18 protein-coding genes and 1 other RNA gene are annotated in these 19,865 nt (G+C 42.9%); 17 read left to right on the top strand and 2 right to left on the bottom strand.

The window, feature by feature from the left end:
* Positions 1–20 precede the first annotated feature (20 nt).
* The 3 genes from aspS to NAF01_RS19195 all read left to right on the top strand — a co-directional run bounded on the left by aspS (position 21) and on the right by NAF01_RS19195 (position 3,482).
* Positions 21–1,796, top strand: a complete 1,776-nt coding sequence (gene aspS, locus NAF01_RS19205; protein WP_250800983.1) for an aspartate--tRNA ligase — start codon at positions 21–23, stop codon at positions 1,794–1,796.
* A 187-nt stretch (positions 1,797–1,983) separates the two neighbouring features.
* Positions 1,984–2,171: non-coding RNA, 6S RNA (gene ssrS / locus NAF01_RS19200), on the top strand.
* Positions 2,172–2,720: 549 nt separating this feature from the next.
* The gene (locus tag NAF01_RS19195) at positions 2,721–3,482 is read left to right on the top strand and encodes a tRNA threonylcarbamoyladenosine dehydratase (RefSeq protein ID WP_163143598.1); all 762 of its coding nucleotides are present in this window, start codon (positions 2,721–2,723) and stop codon (positions 3,480–3,482) included.
* 61 nt (positions 3,483–3,543) lie between these two features.
* On the opposite strand, the gene NAF01_RS19190 is transcribed toward NAF01_RS19195, so the two are convergent.
* Positions 3,544–4,062: a hypothetical protein gene (locus NAF01_RS19190; RefSeq protein WP_250800982.1), complete on the bottom strand. Its 519-nt coding sequence runs from the start codon at positions 4,060–4,062 to the stop codon at positions 3,544–3,546.
* Positions 4,063–4,240: 178 nt separating this feature from the next.
* On the opposite strand from NAF01_RS19190, the gene NAF01_RS19185 reads away from it, so the two are divergent.
* Positions 4,241–5,182 (top strand): ABC transporter ATP-binding protein, encoded by a 942-nt coding sequence (locus NAF01_RS19185; protein ID WP_048010346.1) that lies wholly within the window; start codon positions 4,241–4,243, stop codon positions 5,180–5,182.
* Complete coding sequence (locus tag NAF01_RS19180; RefSeq protein WP_250800981.1) at positions 5,160–6,119, top strand: ABC transporter permease; 960 nt, start codon at positions 5,160–5,162, stop codon at positions 6,117–6,119. The genes NAF01_RS19185 and NAF01_RS19180 overlap by 23 nt, the downstream gene beginning before the upstream one ends.
* 42 nt (positions 6,120–6,161) lie before the next feature.
* Here the strand turns inward: NAF01_RS19180 and NAF01_RS19175 are convergent, their stop codons facing one another.
* Positions 6,162–7,427 carry a replication-associated recombination protein A gene (locus NAF01_RS19175; RefSeq protein WP_250800980.1) on the bottom strand — a complete coding sequence of 422 codons (1,266 nt, stop codon included), beginning with the start codon at positions 7,425–7,427 and terminating at the stop codon, positions 6,162–6,164.
* Between the two features lie 252 nt (positions 7,428–7,679).
* Between NAF01_RS19175 and NAF01_RS19170 the strand changes: the two genes are divergently transcribed.
* The 12 genes from NAF01_RS19170 to alaS all read left to right on the top strand — a co-directional run bounded on the left by NAF01_RS19170 (position 7,680) and on the right by alaS (position 19,839).
* Positions 7,680–8,366, top strand: coding sequence for a YczE/YyaS/YitT family protein (locus tag NAF01_RS19170; RefSeq protein WP_048010344.1), 687 nt, complete (start codon positions 7,680–7,682; stop codon positions 8,364–8,366).
* Positions 8,366–8,785: a cysteine metabolism transcriptional regulator CymR gene (gene cymR, locus NAF01_RS19165; protein ID WP_009333072.1), complete on the top strand. Its 420-nt coding sequence runs from the start codon at positions 8,366–8,368 to the stop codon at positions 8,783–8,785. The genes NAF01_RS19170 and cymR overlap by 1 nt, the downstream gene beginning before the upstream one ends.
* A 67-nt stretch (positions 8,786–8,852) precedes the next feature.
* A complete protein-coding gene (locus NAF01_RS19160; protein ID WP_250800979.1) occupies positions 8,853–9,995 on the top strand; it encodes a cysteine desulfurase family protein in 1,143 nt (380 codons plus the stop codon).
* 59 nt (positions 9,996–10,054) lie between these two features.
* Positions 10,055–11,170, top strand: a complete 1,116-nt coding sequence (gene mnmA, locus NAF01_RS19155) for a tRNA 2-thiouridine(34) synthase MnmA (RefSeq protein WP_250800978.1) — start codon at positions 10,055–10,057, stop codon at positions 11,168–11,170.
* 116 nt (positions 11,171–11,286) lie between these two features.
* Positions 11,287–11,952, top strand: coding sequence for a tetratricopeptide repeat protein (locus NAF01_RS19150; RefSeq protein ID WP_222497696.1), 666 nt, complete (start codon positions 11,287–11,289; stop codon positions 11,950–11,952).
* Positions 11,953–11,978: 26 nt separating this feature from the next.
* The gene (gene recD2, locus NAF01_RS19145; RefSeq protein ID WP_226618296.1) at positions 11,979–14,405 is read left to right on the top strand and encodes an SF1B family DNA helicase RecD2; all 2,427 of its coding nucleotides are present in this window, start codon (positions 11,979–11,981) and stop codon (positions 14,403–14,405) included.
* Positions 14,406–14,503: 98 nt separating this feature from the next.
* Positions 14,504–14,653 (top strand): hypothetical protein, encoded by a 150-nt coding sequence (locus NAF01_RS19140; protein WP_226618297.1) that lies wholly within the window; start codon positions 14,504–14,506, stop codon positions 14,651–14,653.
* Positions 14,654–14,774: 121 nt separating this feature from the next.
* Complete coding sequence (locus NAF01_RS19135; RefSeq protein WP_163143571.1) at positions 14,775–15,245, top strand: PRC-barrel domain-containing protein; 471 nt, start codon at positions 14,775–14,777, stop codon at positions 15,243–15,245.
* Positions 15,246–15,260: 15 nt separating this feature from the next.
* Entirely contained in the window at positions 15,261–15,452 is a 192-nt protein-coding gene (locus tag NAF01_RS19130; RefSeq protein ID WP_035331236.1) for a hypothetical protein, read from the top strand.
* A 25-nt stretch (positions 15,453–15,477) separates the two neighbouring features.
* Positions 15,478–15,612, top strand: coding sequence for a YrzQ family protein (locus NAF01_RS19125; protein ID WP_081757307.1), 135 nt, complete (start codon positions 15,478–15,480; stop codon positions 15,610–15,612).
* A gap of 122 nt (positions 15,613–15,734) precedes the next feature.
* Positions 15,735–16,823 carry an AI-2E family transporter gene (locus tag NAF01_RS19120; protein WP_226618298.1) on the top strand — a complete coding sequence of 363 codons (1,089 nt, stop codon included), beginning with the start codon at positions 15,735–15,737 and terminating at the stop codon, positions 16,821–16,823.
* 382 nt (positions 16,824–17,205) lie between these two features.
* Positions 17,206–19,839, top strand: coding sequence for an alanine--tRNA ligase (gene alaS / locus NAF01_RS19115; protein ID WP_226618299.1), 2,634 nt, complete (start codon positions 17,206–17,208; stop codon positions 19,837–19,839).
* Positions 19,840–19,865: the final 26 nt, after the last annotated feature.

Here is a 19,865-nt window from a genome sequence, read left to right as displayed (position 1 = left end):
TGTTTACAGGAGGAATTAGTATGTTTGGGCGAACGTATTTTTGCGGGGAATTAACGGAAAAAGCGATAGGAGAAAAAGTCAGCTTAAAAGGCTGGGTGCAAAAGCGCCGGGATTTGGGCGGTCTGATCTTTGTAGATCTTCGTGACCGCACTGGCATAGTTCAGGTTGTATTTAATCCGGAAGTTTCCCCGGACGCTCTTGCAGCGGCTGAAAAAATTCGCAATGAATTTGTGCTTGATATAGAGGGAGAAGTAATTGCGCGCGAAGAAGGCACCATCAATGAGAACTTGAAAACAGGGCGGATTGAGATTAAAGCAGAGAAAGTGACGATCATCAATGAAGCAAAAACACCTCCTTTTGTCATTGATGATAAAACGGATGTTTCCGAAGATGTCCGCTTAAAATACCGTTATCTGGATTTGAGACGTCCAGTTATGTTTGATACCTTTAAAATGCGTCATCAAGTAACAAAAACTATGAGGAATTTTCTTGACAGCGAAGGGTTTCTTGATGTAGAAACACCGATCTTAACGAAGAGCACACCTGAAGGAGCCCGTGATTATTTAGTTCCAAGCCGTGTGCATCCGGGTGAGTTCTATGCTCTTCCTCAATCCCCTCAAATCTTTAAGCAGCTATTAATGGTCGGCGGATTTGAACGCTATTACCAAATTGCCCGATGCTTCCGTGATGAAGACCTGCGGGCAGACCGCCAGCCTGAATTTACTCAGGTCGACATCGAAATGAGTTTTATGAGCCAGGAAGAAATCATCGGCCTGATGGAAAACATGATGGAAAAGGTCATGAAAGAAGTAAAAGGCCTGGATGTCCAGCTTCCATTCCCGCGAATGACTTATCAGGAGGCGATGGACCGTTTTGGATCTGATAAGCCGGATACACGCTTTGGAATGGAATTGACGGATCTATCGGAAATAGTAAAAGATTCAAGCTTCAAAGTATTTGCCGGAGCAGTAGCTTCCGGGGGGCAGGTTAAGGCCATTAATGTGAAAAATGGCGCAGGAAAGTATTCTCGAAAAGATATTGATGCTCTGACAGAGTTTGCAGCTGTATATGGTGCAAAAGGACTTGCGTGGTTAAAAGCTGAAGAGGACGGATTAAAAGGCCCGATTGCCAAGTTTGTAACCGAGGAAGAGCAAAAATCATTCTATTCCGCTTTAGCGGCAGAACCAGGAGACTTGCTCCTCTTTGTTGCTGATAAGAAGAATGTTGTCGCTGATGCACTTGGCGCTCTCCGTTTAAAGCTTGGAAAAGAGCTGGAGCTGATCGATCAAAGCAAATTTAATTTCCTTTGGGTTACAGACTGGCCGCTTCTGGAGTACGATGAAGAAGAAGGCCGCTATTATGCTGCCCATCATCCATTTACAATGCCTGCCAGAGAAGATTTAGATCTTCTTGAAAAGGATCCTGCTGGGGTCCGTGCACAAGCATATGACCTTGTATTAAATGGCTACGAGCTTGGCGGCGGTTCATTGCGTATTTTCGAAAGAGATGTTCAGGAGAAAATGTTCAGTGTGCTCGGATTCTCAAAAGAGGAAGCTGTAGAACAGTTTGGATTCCTGCTTGAAGCATTTGAATACGGCACTCCTCCGCATGGAGGTATTGCCCTGGGATTGGACAGACTCGTAATGCTATTGGCCGGCAGAACAAACCTGAGGGATACAATTGCATTCCCTAAAACTGCAAGCGCGAGCTGTGTGCTTACAGAAGCTCCCGGGGAAGTCAGCCAGTCGCAGCTGAATGATTTAAATTTAGCACTTAATTTGAAAAAAAGTGAGTAATCTCCTATTTAATGGTTAATTTGCAGAAAAAAATTATTTTTCAGAAAGTTAAACCAGGAAGTTACTCCTGACTTTTAGGGAAACTTTCATATCTAAAGGAATAAAATGGATATATTTGTCCATATCACCTCCATTTCAGCAGCTTGAAAAAGACGAAATCGTGTGATATGATCATATCAATAAATAAAGAGTCCTGATGTGTTCGTTGTAAAACCTGAAATTTTGACCAACATTATTCCTTCGGGAGTCCGGAGTTTTCCAGCAGCGTAAATGCCTCATGGATGAGGACTTACAAACGCAGGAAACAGGACACCCACCTGCTGAGTGCGGGTTCAAAACGAGGGCATCAACAGCGACGGCACGATTGGGACTCTTTAGTACATACGGATATTAAAAATCCATGCCAGCGGGCATGGATTTTTTTGATTGTCCTCTTCACTATGAGCGCCCATAAGAAGGTAAGTTTAAATAAGAGAACGCTGTGAACACTATTGGGGAGAATTTTGACTGGCTGTTTTCGCAAGGTTTGCTGCATTTTTCATCTTATTTACTGAGTTGATTGGAGCGGTAGGTGCGAGATCCTCGAAAATGCTATCACATTTTCTTCGTGCGGTGTCTACTCAAAGAAGCTTATTCAAAGTCCTGCGGGAGTAGCGGGACAGGTGAGACCCCGCGACGCGCAGCGTCGAGGAGGCTCACCGCCCGCCCCGCGGAAAGCGAGCAACCTGGAGCGGAAAAATCAACGGACAACATGGATATGCAAAAAAAACAATTAATACGAAAAGAGCCTTCTGGTTTTATATTAAAATGTTAATATCATTAATCCCATAGAACTACTTGTTTTAATATTCAAGTATGATATATTCATTATCGGGTATAAGATAAAACATGCTTATTAAATAACATCTGATGGAGTTGATATATATGCTTCACCAATTTTCCAGAAATGAATTGGCTATTGGCAAAGAAGGCCTAGAAAAAATGAAAAATAGTACCGTTGCAGTCCTGGGCATCGGCGGAGTTGGCTCCTTTGCAGCGGAAGCATTGGCGCGTTCCGGTGTTGGCCGGCTTGTGCTGGTTGATAAAGACGATGTCGATATTACCAATGTGAACAGACAGGTCATCGCTTTATTATCCACTGTCGGGAAACCAAAGGTGGACTTAATGAAAGAAAGAATCAAGGATATCAATCCTGACTGTGAAGTTATTGCTTTGAAAATGTTTTATACAGAAGAAACCTATGAACAATTCTTCGATTACGGTCTGGACTTTGTAGTTGATGCTTCCGATACAATTGCCTATAAAATTCATCTAATGAAAGAATGCTTGAACAGAGGGATTCCAATAATCTCAAGCATGGGTGCTGCAAATAAGATGGATCCAACCAGATTCCAGATTGCTGATATCTTCAAAACTCATACTGACCCGATTGCAAAGGTTATCCGCACGCGCCTGAGAAAAGAAGGAATCAGAAAAGGCGTTCCGGTTGTATTTTCCGATGAAAGCCCGATTGTAATCCGGGAAGATGTCCGAAAAACAGTAGGAAAAGATGATGCTGAAATCAGAAAGGCCAAAATGCCGCCATCTTCTAACGCATTTGTTCCTTCTGTTGCAGGTTTAATCATGGCCAGCTATGTAACCAGAGAACTCTTAAGCGATATAAAAATTGCACGTGTAAATGACTGAAAAGAGACCGGCCTTCTGGAGGCCGGTCTTTGCGCGTTTAAATGTCCTGAAATCCCTGCAGTTAATGAACTGCTTTTTTCTCTTCTAGGCTGTCATGCTTAAGCAGCTGGTCTGCTTCTTTCAGGATGCTTGTCATTTCCTCATATTGCAAAAGGTGATTTTTATATTCCGCTTCTTTTTCCTTCAACTTTTTTATTAACTGCTCATTCTGAAGCTTTAAGTGAACTTGTTCTTCGTGCAGACGTTTATTTTCCTTCAATTGCTCTGGGTTAGGCTGTGTCTTGGCGTAGTTTTTTAAGAAGTGTATGACTTGAGACAAATCGGCTGGGGGAACAGTACCATAAGTTTCATTGGTTTGGGTGCCGGCAGAATTCCTTGTCTCTTCTTCGGATCCATGATCTTCCCTTTTGGTTATGACCATGTTCCAGCGATATTGGCAGGCTGAAACTGTACGTCCGAGCTTCGTACTTGCCTTCTTAAAGGCTGATGCTTTTGAATCGCCATTTGATGTATATTCAAGGACTGTCTCTTCGAGTAATTGATCCTCTTCCGGCTTCCATAAGTCTTTCCGTTCCTTCATTTCTTTGATCACCTCGAAAATACGATTGTTAGGTTTATCGTCACCTTAATAGATGAAAATATTCCATTCTCAGCTGGTGAAAGGTAAAATAGCAAGGAGCAAATCTAATTTTGATCCCGGCCTTAAAAGATGTCTGCAAAATGGACAAAACATTATTAGCTGGGAGGAGGATGAATACATGGATGTTCTTGTAGAAATACAGGAAGTTACAAAAGTGATAAAAGGAAAAACAATAATTGATTCTGTCAGCTTTGACGTGAAAAAGGGAGAGGTATTTGGTTTCCTTGGCCCAAACGGTGCTGGTAAAACCACCACTATTCGAATGCTGGTGGGTTTGATCGGCATTACTTCCGGTGACATAAAAATTCTCGGCAGCAGCATTAAAACAGATTTTGAAAAGGCAGTTTCCCATATTGGAGCCATTGTAGAAAATCCTGAGATGTATAAGTTTTTATCAGGTTATCAAAATCTAATCCATTATGCACGAATGTCAAAAGGAGTGACTAAGGAGAAGATTGATGAGACTGTCGAGCTGGTAGGCCTGACTGATCGGATTCATGATAAAGTGAGGACATACTCTCTTGGAATGAGGCAGAGACTTGGTCTGGCGCAGTGTCTTTTGCATGATCCCAAAATCCTCGTTCTGGATGAGCCTACGAATGGGCTTGATCCGGCAGGCATCAGGGAGATTCGGGATCACCTGAGGATGCTAGCGAGAGACAGAGAAATGGCTGTCATTGTTTCCAGCCACTTATTATCTGAAATGGAAATGATGTGCGATAGAATCGGCATTATTCAAAACGGGAAGTTGATTGATGTTCAGCACATCAGTGATTTTGTGCAGGGGAAAGAAAAAGTTTATGAAGTAGAAGTGGATGACCCTGATATAGCACAAAAAATGTTAAAGGATTTATACCCTGAATTGCCTATACAAGTCACAGAAAACAGAGTGTACCTTCCGCTCGTCCGTGAACGCATACCTGAGATGGTAAAGGGGTTGGTCCGGAAAGATATTAATATTTTTGCTGTCCGTGAAGTAACCAAAACATTGGAAGATCGCTTCCTGGAAGTTACTGAGTACAAGGGAGGTGCCGAACATGCTCGGACTGATTCAAAATGAATGGATGAAGATTTTTAGGCGTCCAGGGACTTATGTCATGATTGGACTGCTTTTAATCATGACGACTGTTGCAGGCGCTTTTATAAAATATCAGGAAAGCGGGGGGACGGTCCCGGATAATACGGAATGGAAAAGGGGTTTGCAGACTCAAAACGAAAGCTATCAAAAACAGCTTGAAGAGATGGGAGATACGGTTCCCAGAGATATGAAGGAACAGTATCAGAGGGAGATTGCCCTTAATGAATACCGAATTCAGCATGATATTTCACCGAATGAGGAATATTCTGTCTGGGGATTTGTATCCGATACCTCACAGCTGATTGAATTTGCCGGCTTGTTTACCATCATCATTGCCGGAGGGATTGTGGCAAGTGAGTTTAGCTGGGGAACCATCAAACTGCTTTTGATTAGGCCTATCAAAAGAGTGAAAATCCTAGGAGCAAAGTATATTACCGTGATTATATTTGGTGTGATGCTGCTTTCCGTCCTCTTCGGATTTTCAGCACTTCTGGGCGGGCTCCTCTTTGGATTCCCTGAAAAAGTAATTCCTTATTTATATTATTACAATGGCACTGTGGGAGAACAAAGCATGGGACTTCATCTGATAGCTTATTATGGCCTTAAATCCATTAACATGCTTATGCTTGCAACCATGGCTTTTATGATTTCGGCAGTTTTCAGGAATAGCTCTCTGGCAATAGGACTTTCTCTGTTTCTGATGTTTATGGGAGGACAAGTCACAAGACTGATTGCCATGAAGTATGATTGGGCAAAGTACAGCCTTTTTGCCAATACAGATCTTCTTCAATATTTTGAAGGAGTGCCAATGGTTCAGGGAATGACGTTTGGCTTTTCGATCATGATTATTCTTATCTACTTCCTGCTTTTCCAGGTGCTTGCATTTTATGTATTTAATAAAAGAGATGTTTCTGCTTAGAAGTAAATAAGAAAAGGTCTGGCATCATAGCCAGACCTTTTGCTATTTAAGGAGTTTTTCATAAATTGATGCTAATGCCTGTTCAAATTTGCCTGTTTTCTTAGGCTGATAATATACCTTGTTTTTTATTCTGTCCGGCAAGTACTGCTGTTTGACCCAGCCCGTTTCATAATCATGAGGGTACAGATAACCAATGCCTCTTCCGAGCTCTTTTGCTCCTTTGTAGTGGGCGTCCTTCAGATGATCGGGGACTTCACCGCTTTTGCCTGCTCGAATATCTGCAATGGCAGAATCCAAAGCTTTGTATGCAGAATTGGATTTTGGAGACAAGCAAAGCTCTATGACCGCATTTGCAAGCGGTATCCTTGCTTCCGGAAATCCAATTCTTTCGGCTGTTTCGACGGCTGCGAGAGTCCTGGCTCCGGCTTGGGGTGATGCCAGGCCGATATCTTCATAGGCAATAACCAGCAGTCTTCTGCTTATGCTCTGCAGATCGCCTGCTTCAATTAACCTGCCCAAATAGTGAAGCGCAGCATTTACGTCGCTTCCGCGGATAGACTTTTGAAAGCCGGATAATACATCGTAATGGGCATCCCCATCTTTATCGTGTGTAAAGCTTTTGCGCTGAATGCATTCCTCGGCAACGGACAAGTCAATTTTAATGATGCCTTCTTCATCCTCTTTTGTTGAAAGCACAGCCAGTTCCAAGGCATTAAGCGAGCTTCTGACATCCCCATTTGAAGCAGTGGCCAGATGAGTTAGAGCTTTATCGGTAACATCGGTTTGTTTATTGCCGAGGCCCCGTTCCTTATCCTGCAAGGCTCTTGCCAGTGCTTTTTTTATTTCATCTGCAGAAAGCGGCTTCAGTTCAAAAATTTGACACCGGCTTCTGATCGCAGGGTTTATTGCATGATATGGGTTACTGGTTGTGGCGCCAATTAAAGTGATGCTGCCGTTTTCCAGATAGGGGAGCAGAAAATCCTGTTTGCCTTTATCAAGCCTATGGACTTCATCCAGCAGCAGAATGACCTTACCCGACATTTTTGCCTCTGCCGCTACCACTTCCATATCTTTTTTATTATTAGTCACTGCATTTAAAGTGCGGAAAGCATATTTGGTGCTTCCAGCAATGGCACTTGCAATCGACGTCTTGCCTATACCTGGAGGCCCATACAGAATCATCGATGAGAGCTGCTTAGCCTGCACCATGCGATAAATAATTTTTCCTTCTGAAACAAGATGCTCCTGGCCGATGATTTCATCTATCGTTCTCGGCCTCATCCGGAATGCAAGAGGTTTAATGTTCAAAGTTATCACTCCAGCCTTTTGCCGGCAGTTTGCAGTCTGCCTATCAATTTTCAGCAAAGCTTCCGCTTTCTATTTAAGATACCATAACATTTCCTGCTGCGAAATCAATTAGACCGCCATTGCCAGCGTCCGGGATTCAATCCCTCGCGCCCCTTTTCTCCCTAAAATATGCTATAATGTCAAAAGTCTATAATCTTACTAAGGATTAAAACTTAATATATTTTTGCAGGTCATGCGGGGAGCGTTGGGGACATGTTACTGAAAAATAAAGGGCAAATCGGTCCCAGGTTTTTGGTGTATCTAACAGGACTGCTTGTCATGAGCCTGGGTATTGTTTTGTTAATAGTGGCTGATATAGGGGCAACCCCCTGGGATGTTCTGCATGTTGGGCTGTACTACCAGCTTGGACTGACGATAGGCAGCTGGTCCATCATTGTCGGGATTATCATATTAGCTGCTGCAGCACTAATTTCAAAGGAATTTCCACAGGCCGGTGCATTCTTGAATATGATACTGATTGGTCTGTTTATTGACGCCTATTTGCTTTTGCCATTTATGCAGACGCCAAATGGTCTTGCAGGGAAAATGGCCATGTTTGGTTTTGGTATAGTTGTTTATTGCTATGGGATGGGGATGTATATTTCGGCTCAGCTCGGAGCGGGGCCGAGGGATAGCCTGATGATTGCATTGACAGCAAAAACTGGCTGGAAGGTTAGAAATGTCAGAGTCTTAATGGAAATTGCTGTGCTGACAGTTGGATGGCAGCTGGGAGGACCTGTTTTTTGGGGCACCATTGTACTCAGTTTGGCAGTCGGGCCGATTGTCGGAGCAGCTTTGCCGCAATGCCAGGCTTTAACTGACCGGTTTTTGGCAAAGCTTAAAGAAAAGGATATTTATTCGAATCAAATGCTTAAAGAAAAGGATAGAGGTGCAAGCTGATGAAAATATCTACTAAAGGCCGTTATGGTTTAACTATAATGATTGAATTAGCTAAAAAGCATGGGGAAGGTCCCACTTCGTTAAAATCGATTGCCCAGACGAATGACCTGTCTGAGCATTATCTGGAGCAGCTTATTGCTCCGCTTCGAAACGCCGGCCTTGTTAAAAGTATCCGCGGTGCATACGGCGGATATATTTTAGGCAAAGAGCCGACAAAAATTACCGCCGGGGATATCATCAGAGTTCTGGAAGGACCGATTAGTCCAGTGGAAGGAATTGAAGATGAGGAGCCTGCAAAGAGAGAACTTTGGATGCGAATTCGTGATGCTGTGAAAGATGTGCTTGATAACACAACGCTTGAAGATCTTGCCAGCCATACAGATACCGGAGAATCGGATGCCTATATGTTTTATATTTAGGTCATAATCAGGGAATAATTTTTGTTGAAAATAAAGCAGCAGGATGAAATGAAGTAGGTGAAATAATTTGGAAAGAATATACCTTGACCATGCCGCAACTTCGCCAATGCACCCTGAAGTGATTGAACGGATGACTGAAATCATGAAATCTGAATATGGAAATCCCTCAAGCATTCATCATTTCGGACGGAGTGCACGCCATATTGTCGATGAAGCAAGATCTGCTTTAGCAAACAGTATTGGGGCAAAAGCCAATGACATTATTTTTACAGGCGGCGGAACAGAAGCAGATAATCATGCGATTTTTGGAACGGCTGAATCCTGCCGCCATAGGGGCAACCACATTATCACAACTCAAATTGAACATCATGCGGTTTTGCATGCATGTGAGGAGCTTGAAAGACAGGGCTTTGAGGTAACGTATTTGCCTGTTGATTTAAATGGGCGTGTTTCTGTAAAGGACGTAGAAGATGCTTTGCGGGAGGATACCATACTTGTAACTATCATGTACGGAAATAATGAAATAGGGACTCTTCAGCCGATTAAGGAAATAGGCGGGTTATTGGAAGAGCATCCTGCGAAATTCCATACCGATGCTGTACAGGCTTATGGAATTGAAAAAATTGATGTGCAGGAATTGAGAGTGGATTTGCTTTCCGTCTCCGCCCATAAAATCAATGGCCCAAAAGGAATCGGCTTTTTATACGCCCATCCTGATGTGAAGCTTGCTTCACGGCTTTTTGGGGGTGAACAAGAAAGGAAGCGGCGGGCAGGAACGGAAAATGTTCCTTCTATTGCAGGCTTCCAGGAGGCTGTCCGGATCTCTCAGAAGGAGATGGAAGCAAAGCGGGAAGAGCTGCATTCTTTTAAGATGCTGTTCATGGATAAAATGAAGCAGGAAGATGCTGTTTTTGAGCTGAACGGATTGCTTGATTATTCCCTCCCTCATGTTTTAAACTTAAGCTTTCCCGGAACAAATGTTGAAGCCATGCTGGTTAATCTTGATTTGGCTGGAATAGCAGCATCAAGCGGGTCGGCCTGTACTGCTGGCTCCATCGAACCATCCCACGTCCTTGTCGGCATGTTTGGAAAAGGATCAGATAAACTGCAAAATTCCATCCGTTTCAGCTTCGGCCTTTTTAATACAAAAGAACAAGTCGAACAAGCAGCAGAACAAACAGCCAAAATCGTGAAACGGCTGGCTAAATAGATAAGATAATGGAAACATGCACGTCATAGCGTGGTTTCTGAAGATTTGAGGTGAAAGAGATGAACAAAGATCCAAAGGATATCCGGGTAGTGGTTGGTATGTCCGGAGGCGTTGATTCTTCTGTGGCGGCCCTGCTTTTGAAAGAACAGGGTTACGATGTAATCGGCATCTTCATGAAAAACTGGGATGATACAGACGAAAATGGTGTTTGTACCGCTACAGAGGACTACAATGATGTCATCCGAGTATGCAACCAAATCGGCATCCCATATTACGCAGTCAACTTCGAAAAGCAATATTGGGATAAAGTATTTACCTACTTCCTTGAAGAATACAAGGCAGGGCGGACACCTAATCCGGATGTTATGTGCAATAAAGAAATTAAATTTAAGGCATTTCTTGAACATGCTATGAGCCTTGGCGCCGACTATCTGGCGACAGGACACTATGCACGTGTGAAATTCAGAGATGGCGAATACAAAATGCTGAGAGGTCTTGATGATAATAAGGACCAAACCTATTTCCTGAACCAGTTGACACAGGAGCAGCTTGAGAAAGTGATGTTCCCGATTGGCGACATTGAAAAATCCAAAGTTCGTGAACTTGCAAAAGAAGCCGGTTTGGCAACTGCAGCAAAGAAAGACAGTACGGGAATCTGCTTTATTGGTGAGCGCAACTTCAAGGAGTTCCTTGGGAATTACCTTCCGGCGCAGCCCGGAAACATGGAAACCATGGACGGAAAAGTTGTCGGCAAGCATGATGGCCTCATGTATTATACCATTGGACAGCGGCATGGACTTGGCATTGGCGGAGCAGGTGAACCCTGGTTTGCAATCGGTAAAGATCTAAAGAGAAATGTCTTGTATGTTGGACAAGGCTTCCACAATGAAATGCTCTATTCAGACTCCATTACTGCTGTTAACGCCAGCTGGGTAACAAACTCAGAACAGCCGCAGGAATTTGAATGTACGGCTAAGTTCCGATATCGTCAGGCTGACAGCAGGGTAAAGGTTCAAACACTTGGAGATGGCAAGGTCAAAGTTACTTTTGAGGAGCCAATCCGGGCTGTTACCCCTGGTCAGGCAGTTGTCTTTTATAATGGAGACGAGTGCCTTGGCGGCGGAACAATTGATGAAATTTTCAAGGATGGCAAACAGCTGGATTATGTCGGTTAAGAAAAGACTGGACCCCGATTCTTATCAAAGGATCGGGGTTTTATTACTGGAATAGAAGACAGCGGAAAAGGTGAATTCAAATATGCTATACTTTGATTTGAATGGAGTGATGGATAATGGATAAAAACCAAATGGGTATTCAATATATGCAAGAAGGAAAATGGGAAGAAGCAGCGAAGGTTTTTATGGAAGCAATTGAAGAGAATCCTTCAGATCCTGTTTCATATATTAACTTTGGAAATGTGTTATCTGCCGTAGGAGAAAACGAGAAAGCGCTGAAGTTCTATGAGAAAGCAATAGGACTTGATGAAAATGCCGGTGCTGCTTACTACAGTGCGGGGAATTTATATTATGAATTACAGCAGTTTGACGAAGCTAAAAAGATGTTTGAAACAGCACTGCAAAAAGGCCTGGAAACTGCAGATAATTTCTTCATGCTTGGCATGTCCCTTACAGCCCTTGACCAGGGCAGACTGGCTTTGCCTTATTTGCAGCGAAGTGCGGAGCTGAATGAAAATGACGCCGAAGCACATTTCCAATATGGATTATGCCTGGCACAGCTGGATTACATTGATGAAGCGATCGGGCAGATGAAAAAGTGCATAGAAATTGAGCCGGAGCATGCAGATGCTTATTATAATCTTGGAGTAGCATATGGATTTAAGGAAGACGAAAATGAAGCACTTGCTTACTTTAATAAGGCACTGGAAATTCAGCCGGACCATATGCTTGCTGGCTACGGAAAAAAGCTGATTGAAAAGGGCGGCAGTGAATTGAATTAAAGTTGTTTTTAGGGGAGGGAATGGAAATGGAAAAACAGGATTCCATGGATCTTTTTGCCGAACAGGGGAAGTTCATAAAGGGCAGACATCTGGTCACAATCTTTCATAATGAGCAAAACTTATATACGGTTGTGCGCATTAGGGTTGATGAAACGAATGACTCTTATGATGAGAAAGAAGCGGTCATTACCGGCTATCTTCCAAAGATGCATGAGCATGAAACCTATATTTTTTATGGTGAATTCAAAGACCACCCTAAGTTCGGCATCCAATTCCATGCAAGCCATTACAGGAAAGATCTTCCCCAGACGAAACAAGGCGTAGCCAATTATTTATCAAGTGAATTATTTAAAGGGATTGGCAAGAAAACAGCCGAGCAAATCGTGGAGACACTTGGAGAAGATGCGATTACTCGTATTCTAAACCAGCCGTCCCTCCTCGATAATGTTCCTAAGCTGTCACCTGAAAAAGCTAAATTGCTTTACGATACGCTGATGGAACACCAGGGCCTTGAGCAAGCCATGATCGCTCTTAATCAATATGGGTTTGGACCGCAGCTTTCCATGAGAATTTATCAGGTGTATAAAGAAATGACGATTGAAGTCGTTCAAAATAACCCTTATAAGCTGGTTGAGGATATAGAGGGGGTCGGCTTTGGCCGTGCTGACGAGCTGGGATATCAAATTGGCATATCAGGCAATCATCCTGACCGTATTAAAGCTGCCTGCCTCTACATACTTGAAACGGAGAGTATTCAGGCAGGCCATGTTTATATTGAAGCAAAGCCTCTTCTGCAAAGTGTGAAGAAGCTGCTGGAAGAAAATAAACGTGATTTGATTGAATACAAGGATATATCCAATGAACTGATTAAGCTTGAAGAGGAAGGGAAGATCATGGCTGAAGGCCAGAAAATTTTCCTTCCATCTCTTTATTTTTCCGAAAAAGGACTAGTAACCAATATTAAGCGGATCCTCAAGCAAACCCAGTATGATGAACAGTTTCCGGAGTCGGAATTTCTTTTGGCCCTTGGAAATTTGGAGGAGCGCCTGGGTGTCCAATATGCCCCAACTCAAAAGGAAGCCATTCAAACAGCTCTTATGTCTCCTATGCTGATATTGACCGGCGGGCCGGGGACAGGAAAAACAACCGTTATTAAGGGGATTGTTGAGTTATATGCCGAGCTGCATGGCTGCTCCCTGGAACTGAAAGATTATAAAAAGGAAGAGCCCTTTCCCTTCCTGCTGGCAGCCCCTACAGGAAGGGCTGCAAAACGGATGGCAGAATCAACAGGGCTGCCAGCTGTAACGATTCACCGTCTTCTTGGATGGAATGGGTCTGAAGGATTTGACCGGCACGAGGAGAGTCCGCTGGAAGGCAGGATTTTAATTGTAGATGAAACATCAATGGTTGATGTTTGGCTTGCAAATCAGCTTTTCAAGGCTCTTCCTGAAAATATGCAAGTGATACTGGTTGGTGATGAAGACCAGCTGCCTTCAGTGGGTCCCGGCCAGGTTTTGAAGGATCTTCTGCGCTCAGAACGCATTCCAACTGTCCGTTTAACAGATATATACAGGCAGGCTGAAGGGTCTTCAATTATTGAACTGGCACATGAAATGAAAAAAGGCAAGCTTCCTGCGAACATCACTGCGCAGCAATCGGACCGTTCATTTATCAAATGCCAGCCGGGCCAAATTGCTGATGTTGTTGAAAAGGTTGTCCTTAATGCCAAAAAGAAAGGTTATTCATCTAAAGATATTCAGGTGCTTGCCCCAATGTACCGCGGACCTGCAGGCATCGACAGACTAAACGAAATACTGCAGGAAATACTGAATCCAAATCCCGATGGATCGAGGAAAGAGCTGTCCTTTGGTGATGTGAAATACAGAATTGGCGATAAGGTCCTTCAGCTTGTCAACCAGCCTGAGAACAATGTTTTTAACGGGGATATGGGTGAAATTGTTTCTATTTTTTACGCAAAGGAAAATACGGAAAAACAGGATATGATTGTCGTATCCTTTGATGGTGCGGAAGCTACATACACAAGGCAGGATTTGAACCAGATCACTCATGCCTACTGCTGCTCTGTCCATAAATCGCAGGGAAGTGAATTTCCGATTGTCATTATGCCTGTTGTTAAAAGCTATTACAGGATGCTGAGAAGAAATCTCCTTTATACCGCCATTACCCGCAGCAGACAATTTTTGATATTGTGCGGCGAAGAAGATGCATTAAAAATGGGTGTGGAACGTGCGGATGAACAGGCCCGCTTGACCACTCTTTCTGAAAAGCTGAGAGATGCAATCCTGTTTAATGATGAAACAGGGCTTGAAGATACAACTGAGGCTTCTCTTACGGAAACACTTTCTCTCGAAGAAAAGCTTCTCCAATCCGATCCAATGATAGGAATGGGAAATATAACACCGTATGATTTTTTGGAAAAAGAATATAGCTAAGAAGAGCAGTCTACAATAAAAGACTGTTCTTTTTGTATATCTAAGCAATAGACATGCAATTTGGCGGTTTAATCTAAATATATAAAGGAGAGATAAATGTGGAAAAGAAAAACAGAACTTCTCTTCTCAATCTCCATGGAGTAAAACGACGCAGACAGCCGCGGCAGGACTTTGAGTTTTCAGAGGAACTGTCAGACGGCGGGGAGCGCAGCGAGCTTTTTAATAAGCCAAGGTACAGCGGAAAGTAGGCTTATGCAGGCTTTCTAATCCGTTCTTAACAATATTTTTTGGCTCCCATGGGAATGGTTTTCCGTTATGTTTTTTTCGGGACAGTGAAAACTATAAATGTTCGGGAAGGCGGGATTCTCTTTGCGGACATTTTCTTTATTAAAAGGGCTGCCGGTGTTTGAGCTGAAAACCGGCAATAAAGCAGGCGATATTTGTGATTTATCCATTTCAGGAACCGGAAAAGTTCAGGGATTACTGCTGCGAAAGGGCGCATTTCTGAAAAAGACCTATATCATCAATATTGAAGACGTGGCATCTTTCGGCTGGGATGGAGTGATGATTGAAGATACCTCTGTTCTCCAGGCAATTCCTAAACATGATGATTATACATGTGAGACCAATAACCGGTTAACCGGCAAAATGATTATGAGCCGGGAAGGAGAACGGCTGGGTTTGCTTGAGGATGTATACTTTAAGGAAGAATTGGGCACGATTGTAGGGTACGAACTGTCGGATGGCTTCTTTTCAGATGTGCTGGAAGGAAAACGTGTCATAAAAACCGATGACCCGCCTGCAATTGGAAAAGACGCCATTATTGTAAATGTAAAATAGTGAGGTGTCTTTTTCGTGCTGAAATGTCCAAATTGCCAGAGCAAAGATATTGGTAAAATCGGGATTAACCAATATTATTGCTGGAATTGCTTTATTGAACTTTCCTTGTCCAAAGGGATCATTAACACCCATCAAGTAGAGGAAGATGGTACGCTCAGCTCCCTTGATGATTTATTTGAAGAAGAAGAGCGCCGGTTTCTTTCGTAAGAATTAACGGAAGAGGTGAACCAGTTTGAACAAAATATTAACCTCTGCAATGATGCTTGGGGCAGGCATGGCTGCTTATAATTATGCTCAAAAGAATAATATGATATCAGGCCGAAAAATGAAACGCATCCAGAAAAGAATAACCAAAGCTTTATTTTAAATGATCAAGGCTGGTTCTTAAAAAAGGGCCAGCTTTTTTTCGCAGCTCCATGCTTATCATATTGAGTAAGATGCATAATTCCCATGGAAGCTATCACAATAATTACAAGGAGGGGGGCCATATTGAATATTCAAATGAAATGGTATTACCGGCTTGGATTTCTGCTTCTCTTGTTTATTGTGATTTTAGTTTTCCTAAAGCTCCAGGCATTATGGATGCCCGTTCTGGAAATCATTTTTGCCGTATTCATTCCTTTTGTCATTGGGGCATTTATTACATATCTTCTTCACCCGATCGTGGAAAAACTGCATGAAACGGGGCTTCACAGGGGGCTTGCCGTTTTTATTATATATTTTTTGTTCTTCGGGGGAATTGGCCTTATCCTATATAAAGGGATTCCGGCTTTTATTCATCAATTGCGTGATCTGGCGGAAAATGCACCTCAATTTGCAAATCAGTACCGCGGGTGGATCGACACGATTCAGAGTAAAACATCAACATGGCCAGATGGCCTGCAGACCAGGATTGATGAGGTTATTGCTGCTGTAGAGCAAAGATTAAATAATCTTTTATCAAAGGTAATCACATTTTTTCTGAATGTACTGAACTATGCTGTGATTATCGCAGTTATTCCCTTCATTTCCTTTTACCTTCTTAAAGATTTTTCGATTATGAAAAGAGCTGCCTGGTACTTGACGCCAAGAAAATGGAGGAAGGAAGGCGTGTTATTCTTAAGAGATATAGATAAGTCCCTCGGAAGCTATATCAGAGGACAGCTTCTGGTATGTGCAGCCATTGGGGCGATTTCTTCTCTGCTATTCTGGGTTTTTGATATGCGCTATCCTCTTTTGCTGGGCACAATTATAGGTGTTACCAATGTAATTCCTTATTTTGGTCCAATTATCGGAGCGGTTCCGGCTGTCATCATTGCTTCAGCTTTATCGGTTAAAATGGTTGTAATAACAATTGGGATTATTATTGTTCTTCAATTCCTTGAGGGGAATATCCTATCACCCCTGATTGTTGGAAAAAGTCTTCATATGCACCCTCTTCTCATTATGCTCGCACTGCTGGCCGGCGGAGAAGCTGGAGGGATATTGGGCTTGATTATTGCAGTTCCGATTTTAGCTGTTATTAAAGTAAGTATGATACATGCAAAAAAACACTTTTCAAAAAATAAACAGCCAAAAATCAGCGGAACCTCATCATGATGTTGACAACAATAAAGGTAAATCGCTATAATGCGTCTATAAAGTTATATATTAAACATTTTGACGGAATGAGTATGTTATAGGCCATCTGCGTGAATGCATTGCTGCGTTCATAAAAGAGAGGGAGTTCCATGGCTGAAAGAACTTCCAGATGAAGGATAACAGAAAGCTAATCCTGAGTGCAGCTAATCCCTGCCGTATTTCCGCGTTAAGGATCTGAGAGATGGAAGATTGTCTAATGAACCGGATAAGGATCTGGTCTTTATACTATTAACTTCCATAATCAGGGTGGTACCGCGAGCAAGCTCTCGTCCCTGTCCAGGGATGAGGGCTTTTTTTGTTGTTTTTAAAAGTTTTTACATATTTTAGGAGGTTGGTTAGAATGAAACAATTATCAGGTGCTGAAATACGCCGAATGTTCCTGGATTTCTTTAAAGAGAAAGGACACGCTGTTGAACCGAGCGCATCCCTCGTTCCTCACGAAGATCCATCCCTTCTCTGGATTAACAGTGGTGTTGCCACTCTGAAAAAATATTTTGACGGCCGTGTCATTCCAGAGAACCCAAGGATTACAAATGCCCAAAAATCCATCCGCACAAACGATATCGAAAATGTCGGCAAAACAGCAAGACATCATACTTTTTTTGAAATGCTGGGCAATTTCTCAATTGGTGATTACTTTAAAGAAGAAGCAATCGTCTGGGCTTGGGAGTTTTTGACTGATAAAAAATGGATCGGCTTTGCTGAAGAAAAGCTTTCTGTTACGATTCATCCTGAAGATGATGAAGCTTTTAACATCTGGCGGGAAAAAGTGGGAGTGCCGGAAGAGAGAATTATCCGTTTGGAAGGAAACTTCTGGGATATTGGAGAAGGCCCAAGTGGTCCAAATACAGAAATCTTCTATGATCGCGGTACTGAATATGGAAATGACACAGAAGATCCTGAACTTTATCCCGGCGGTGAAAACGATCGCTATTTAGAAGTTTGGAACCTTGTGTTTTCTGAATTCAACCATAATCCAGATGGCACTTATACGCCGCTTCCTAAGAAAAATATTGATACCGGGATGGGACTTGAGCGGATGGCATCTGTCGTTCAAAATGTTCCTACCAACTTTGATACAGACTTATTTATGCCGATTATCCGGGGAACGGAAGAAATCTCAGGCCGGAAATATGGAGCATCAAAAGAAACGGATGTTGCATTTAAAGTTATTGCTGACCATATCCGCACAGTGGCATTTGCAGTGGGTGACGGTGCTCTGCCTTCTAATGAAGGACGGGGCTATGTATTAAGAAGATTGCTTCGCCGTGCTGTCAGATATGCTAAACAAATTAATATAAACGAGCCATTTATGTATGAATTGGTGCCTGTGGTAGGAGAAATTATGCATGACTTCTATCCGGAGGTAAAAGAGAAAACAGAGTTTATCCAAAAGGTCATCAAGAACGAAGAAGAACGTTTCCATGAAACACTACATGAAGGTCTTGCCATTCTTTCATCTGTTATCAAGAAAGAAAAGGAAAAAGGCAGCGATACGATTCAGGGTGAAGACGTTTTCCGTCTTTATGATACGTACGGATTCCCTGTTGAGTTAACAGAGGAATATGCTGAAGAAGAAGGTATGAAAGTGGATCATGCCGGATTTGAAAAGGAAATGGAGGGACAGCGTGAGCGTGCACGTTCAGCACGTCAGGATGTAGATTCCATGCAGGTCCAGGGCGGTGTATTAGGAGAGCTGAAAACCGAAAGCAAATTTGTCGGATATGATAAGCTTCAGACAGAAGCCATAATAGCTGCAATTGTGAAGGGTGGGCAATTAATTGAAGAAGCTCATGCTGGTGATGAGATTCAGCTGATCCTGAATGAGACACCATTTTACGCAGAGAGCGGCGGACAGATTGCTGACCAGGGAACTCTTGAAGCAGAAGGATTAATGGTTTCAATTAAGGATGTTCAAAAAGCTCCGAATGGACAAAACCTTCATAGAGCTGTCGTTGAAAAAGGAACGCTGAAGGCTGAAGCATCTGTACTGGCTGCCGTAAATGAGCAAATCCGTTCAAAGGTAATCAAAAATCATACTGCAACTCACTTGCTTCATCAGGCTTTAAAGGATGTTTTGGGAGGCCATGTTAACCAGGCTGGTTCTTTAGTAGGGCCGGATCGCCTGCGTTTTGACTTCTCTCATTTTGGGCAAATTACTTCAGAAGAGCTTGAGAAAATTGAAGCGATTGTCAACGGACAAATTTGGCAAAGCCTTAAAGTTGAAATCAACTACAAGGACATTGAAGAGGCAAAGGCAATGGGGGCTATGGCTCTATTTGGTGAGAAATATGGCAAGATTGTCCGGGTTGTTCAGGTTGGTGACTACAGTCTCGAGCTTTGCGGCGGATGCCATGTTCCTAATACTGCTTCCATCGGATTGTTCAAGATCCAATCGGAAAGCGGAATTGGCGCTGGAACTCGCAGAATAGAAGCAGTAACTGGCGAATCTGCATACAAGCTAATGAATGACCAGATTACTGTATTAAAAGAAGCTTCAGGCAAATTAAAGACCAATCCAAAAGATTTGTCCGCAAGAATTGATGTGCTGCTTGGAGAAATGAAGCAGCTGCAGCGAGAAAACGAATCTTTAGCAGCGAAATTGGGCAATATTGAAGCAGGGAGCCTGGTATCAAAGGCAAAAGAAGTCAATGGCATTACCGTTCTTGCTGAGAAGGTCCAGGCATCAGACATGAATAACCTGCGCAATATGGCTGACGATTTAAAACAAAAACTCGGATCTGCAGTTGTTGTATTAGGCAGTGTAAACGAGGGAAAAGTGAATATTATTGCCGGGGTGACAGATGATCTGATTAAAAAAGGCTTCCATGCGGGCAAAGCGGTCAAAGAAGTTGCTGCAAAATGCGGAGGCGGAGGCGGAGGCCGTCCGGATATGGCTCAGGCTGGCGGAAAAGACCCGGAAAAACTTGAAAGTGCTCTGCAATTTGTAGAAGAATGGGTTAAATCCGTTTGATATCCCAGTAAAGTAGTGTAAAATGG

The sequence above is a fragment of the Cytobacillus firmus genome (assembly GCF_023657595.1).
GTDB lineage: Bacteria > Bacillota > Bacilli > Bacillales > Cytobacillaceae > Cytobacillus > Cytobacillus firmus_B.
The sequence above is the reverse complement of the archived record's forward strand: the minus strand, read 5'-3'. Positions and strand labels throughout refer to the sequence as shown.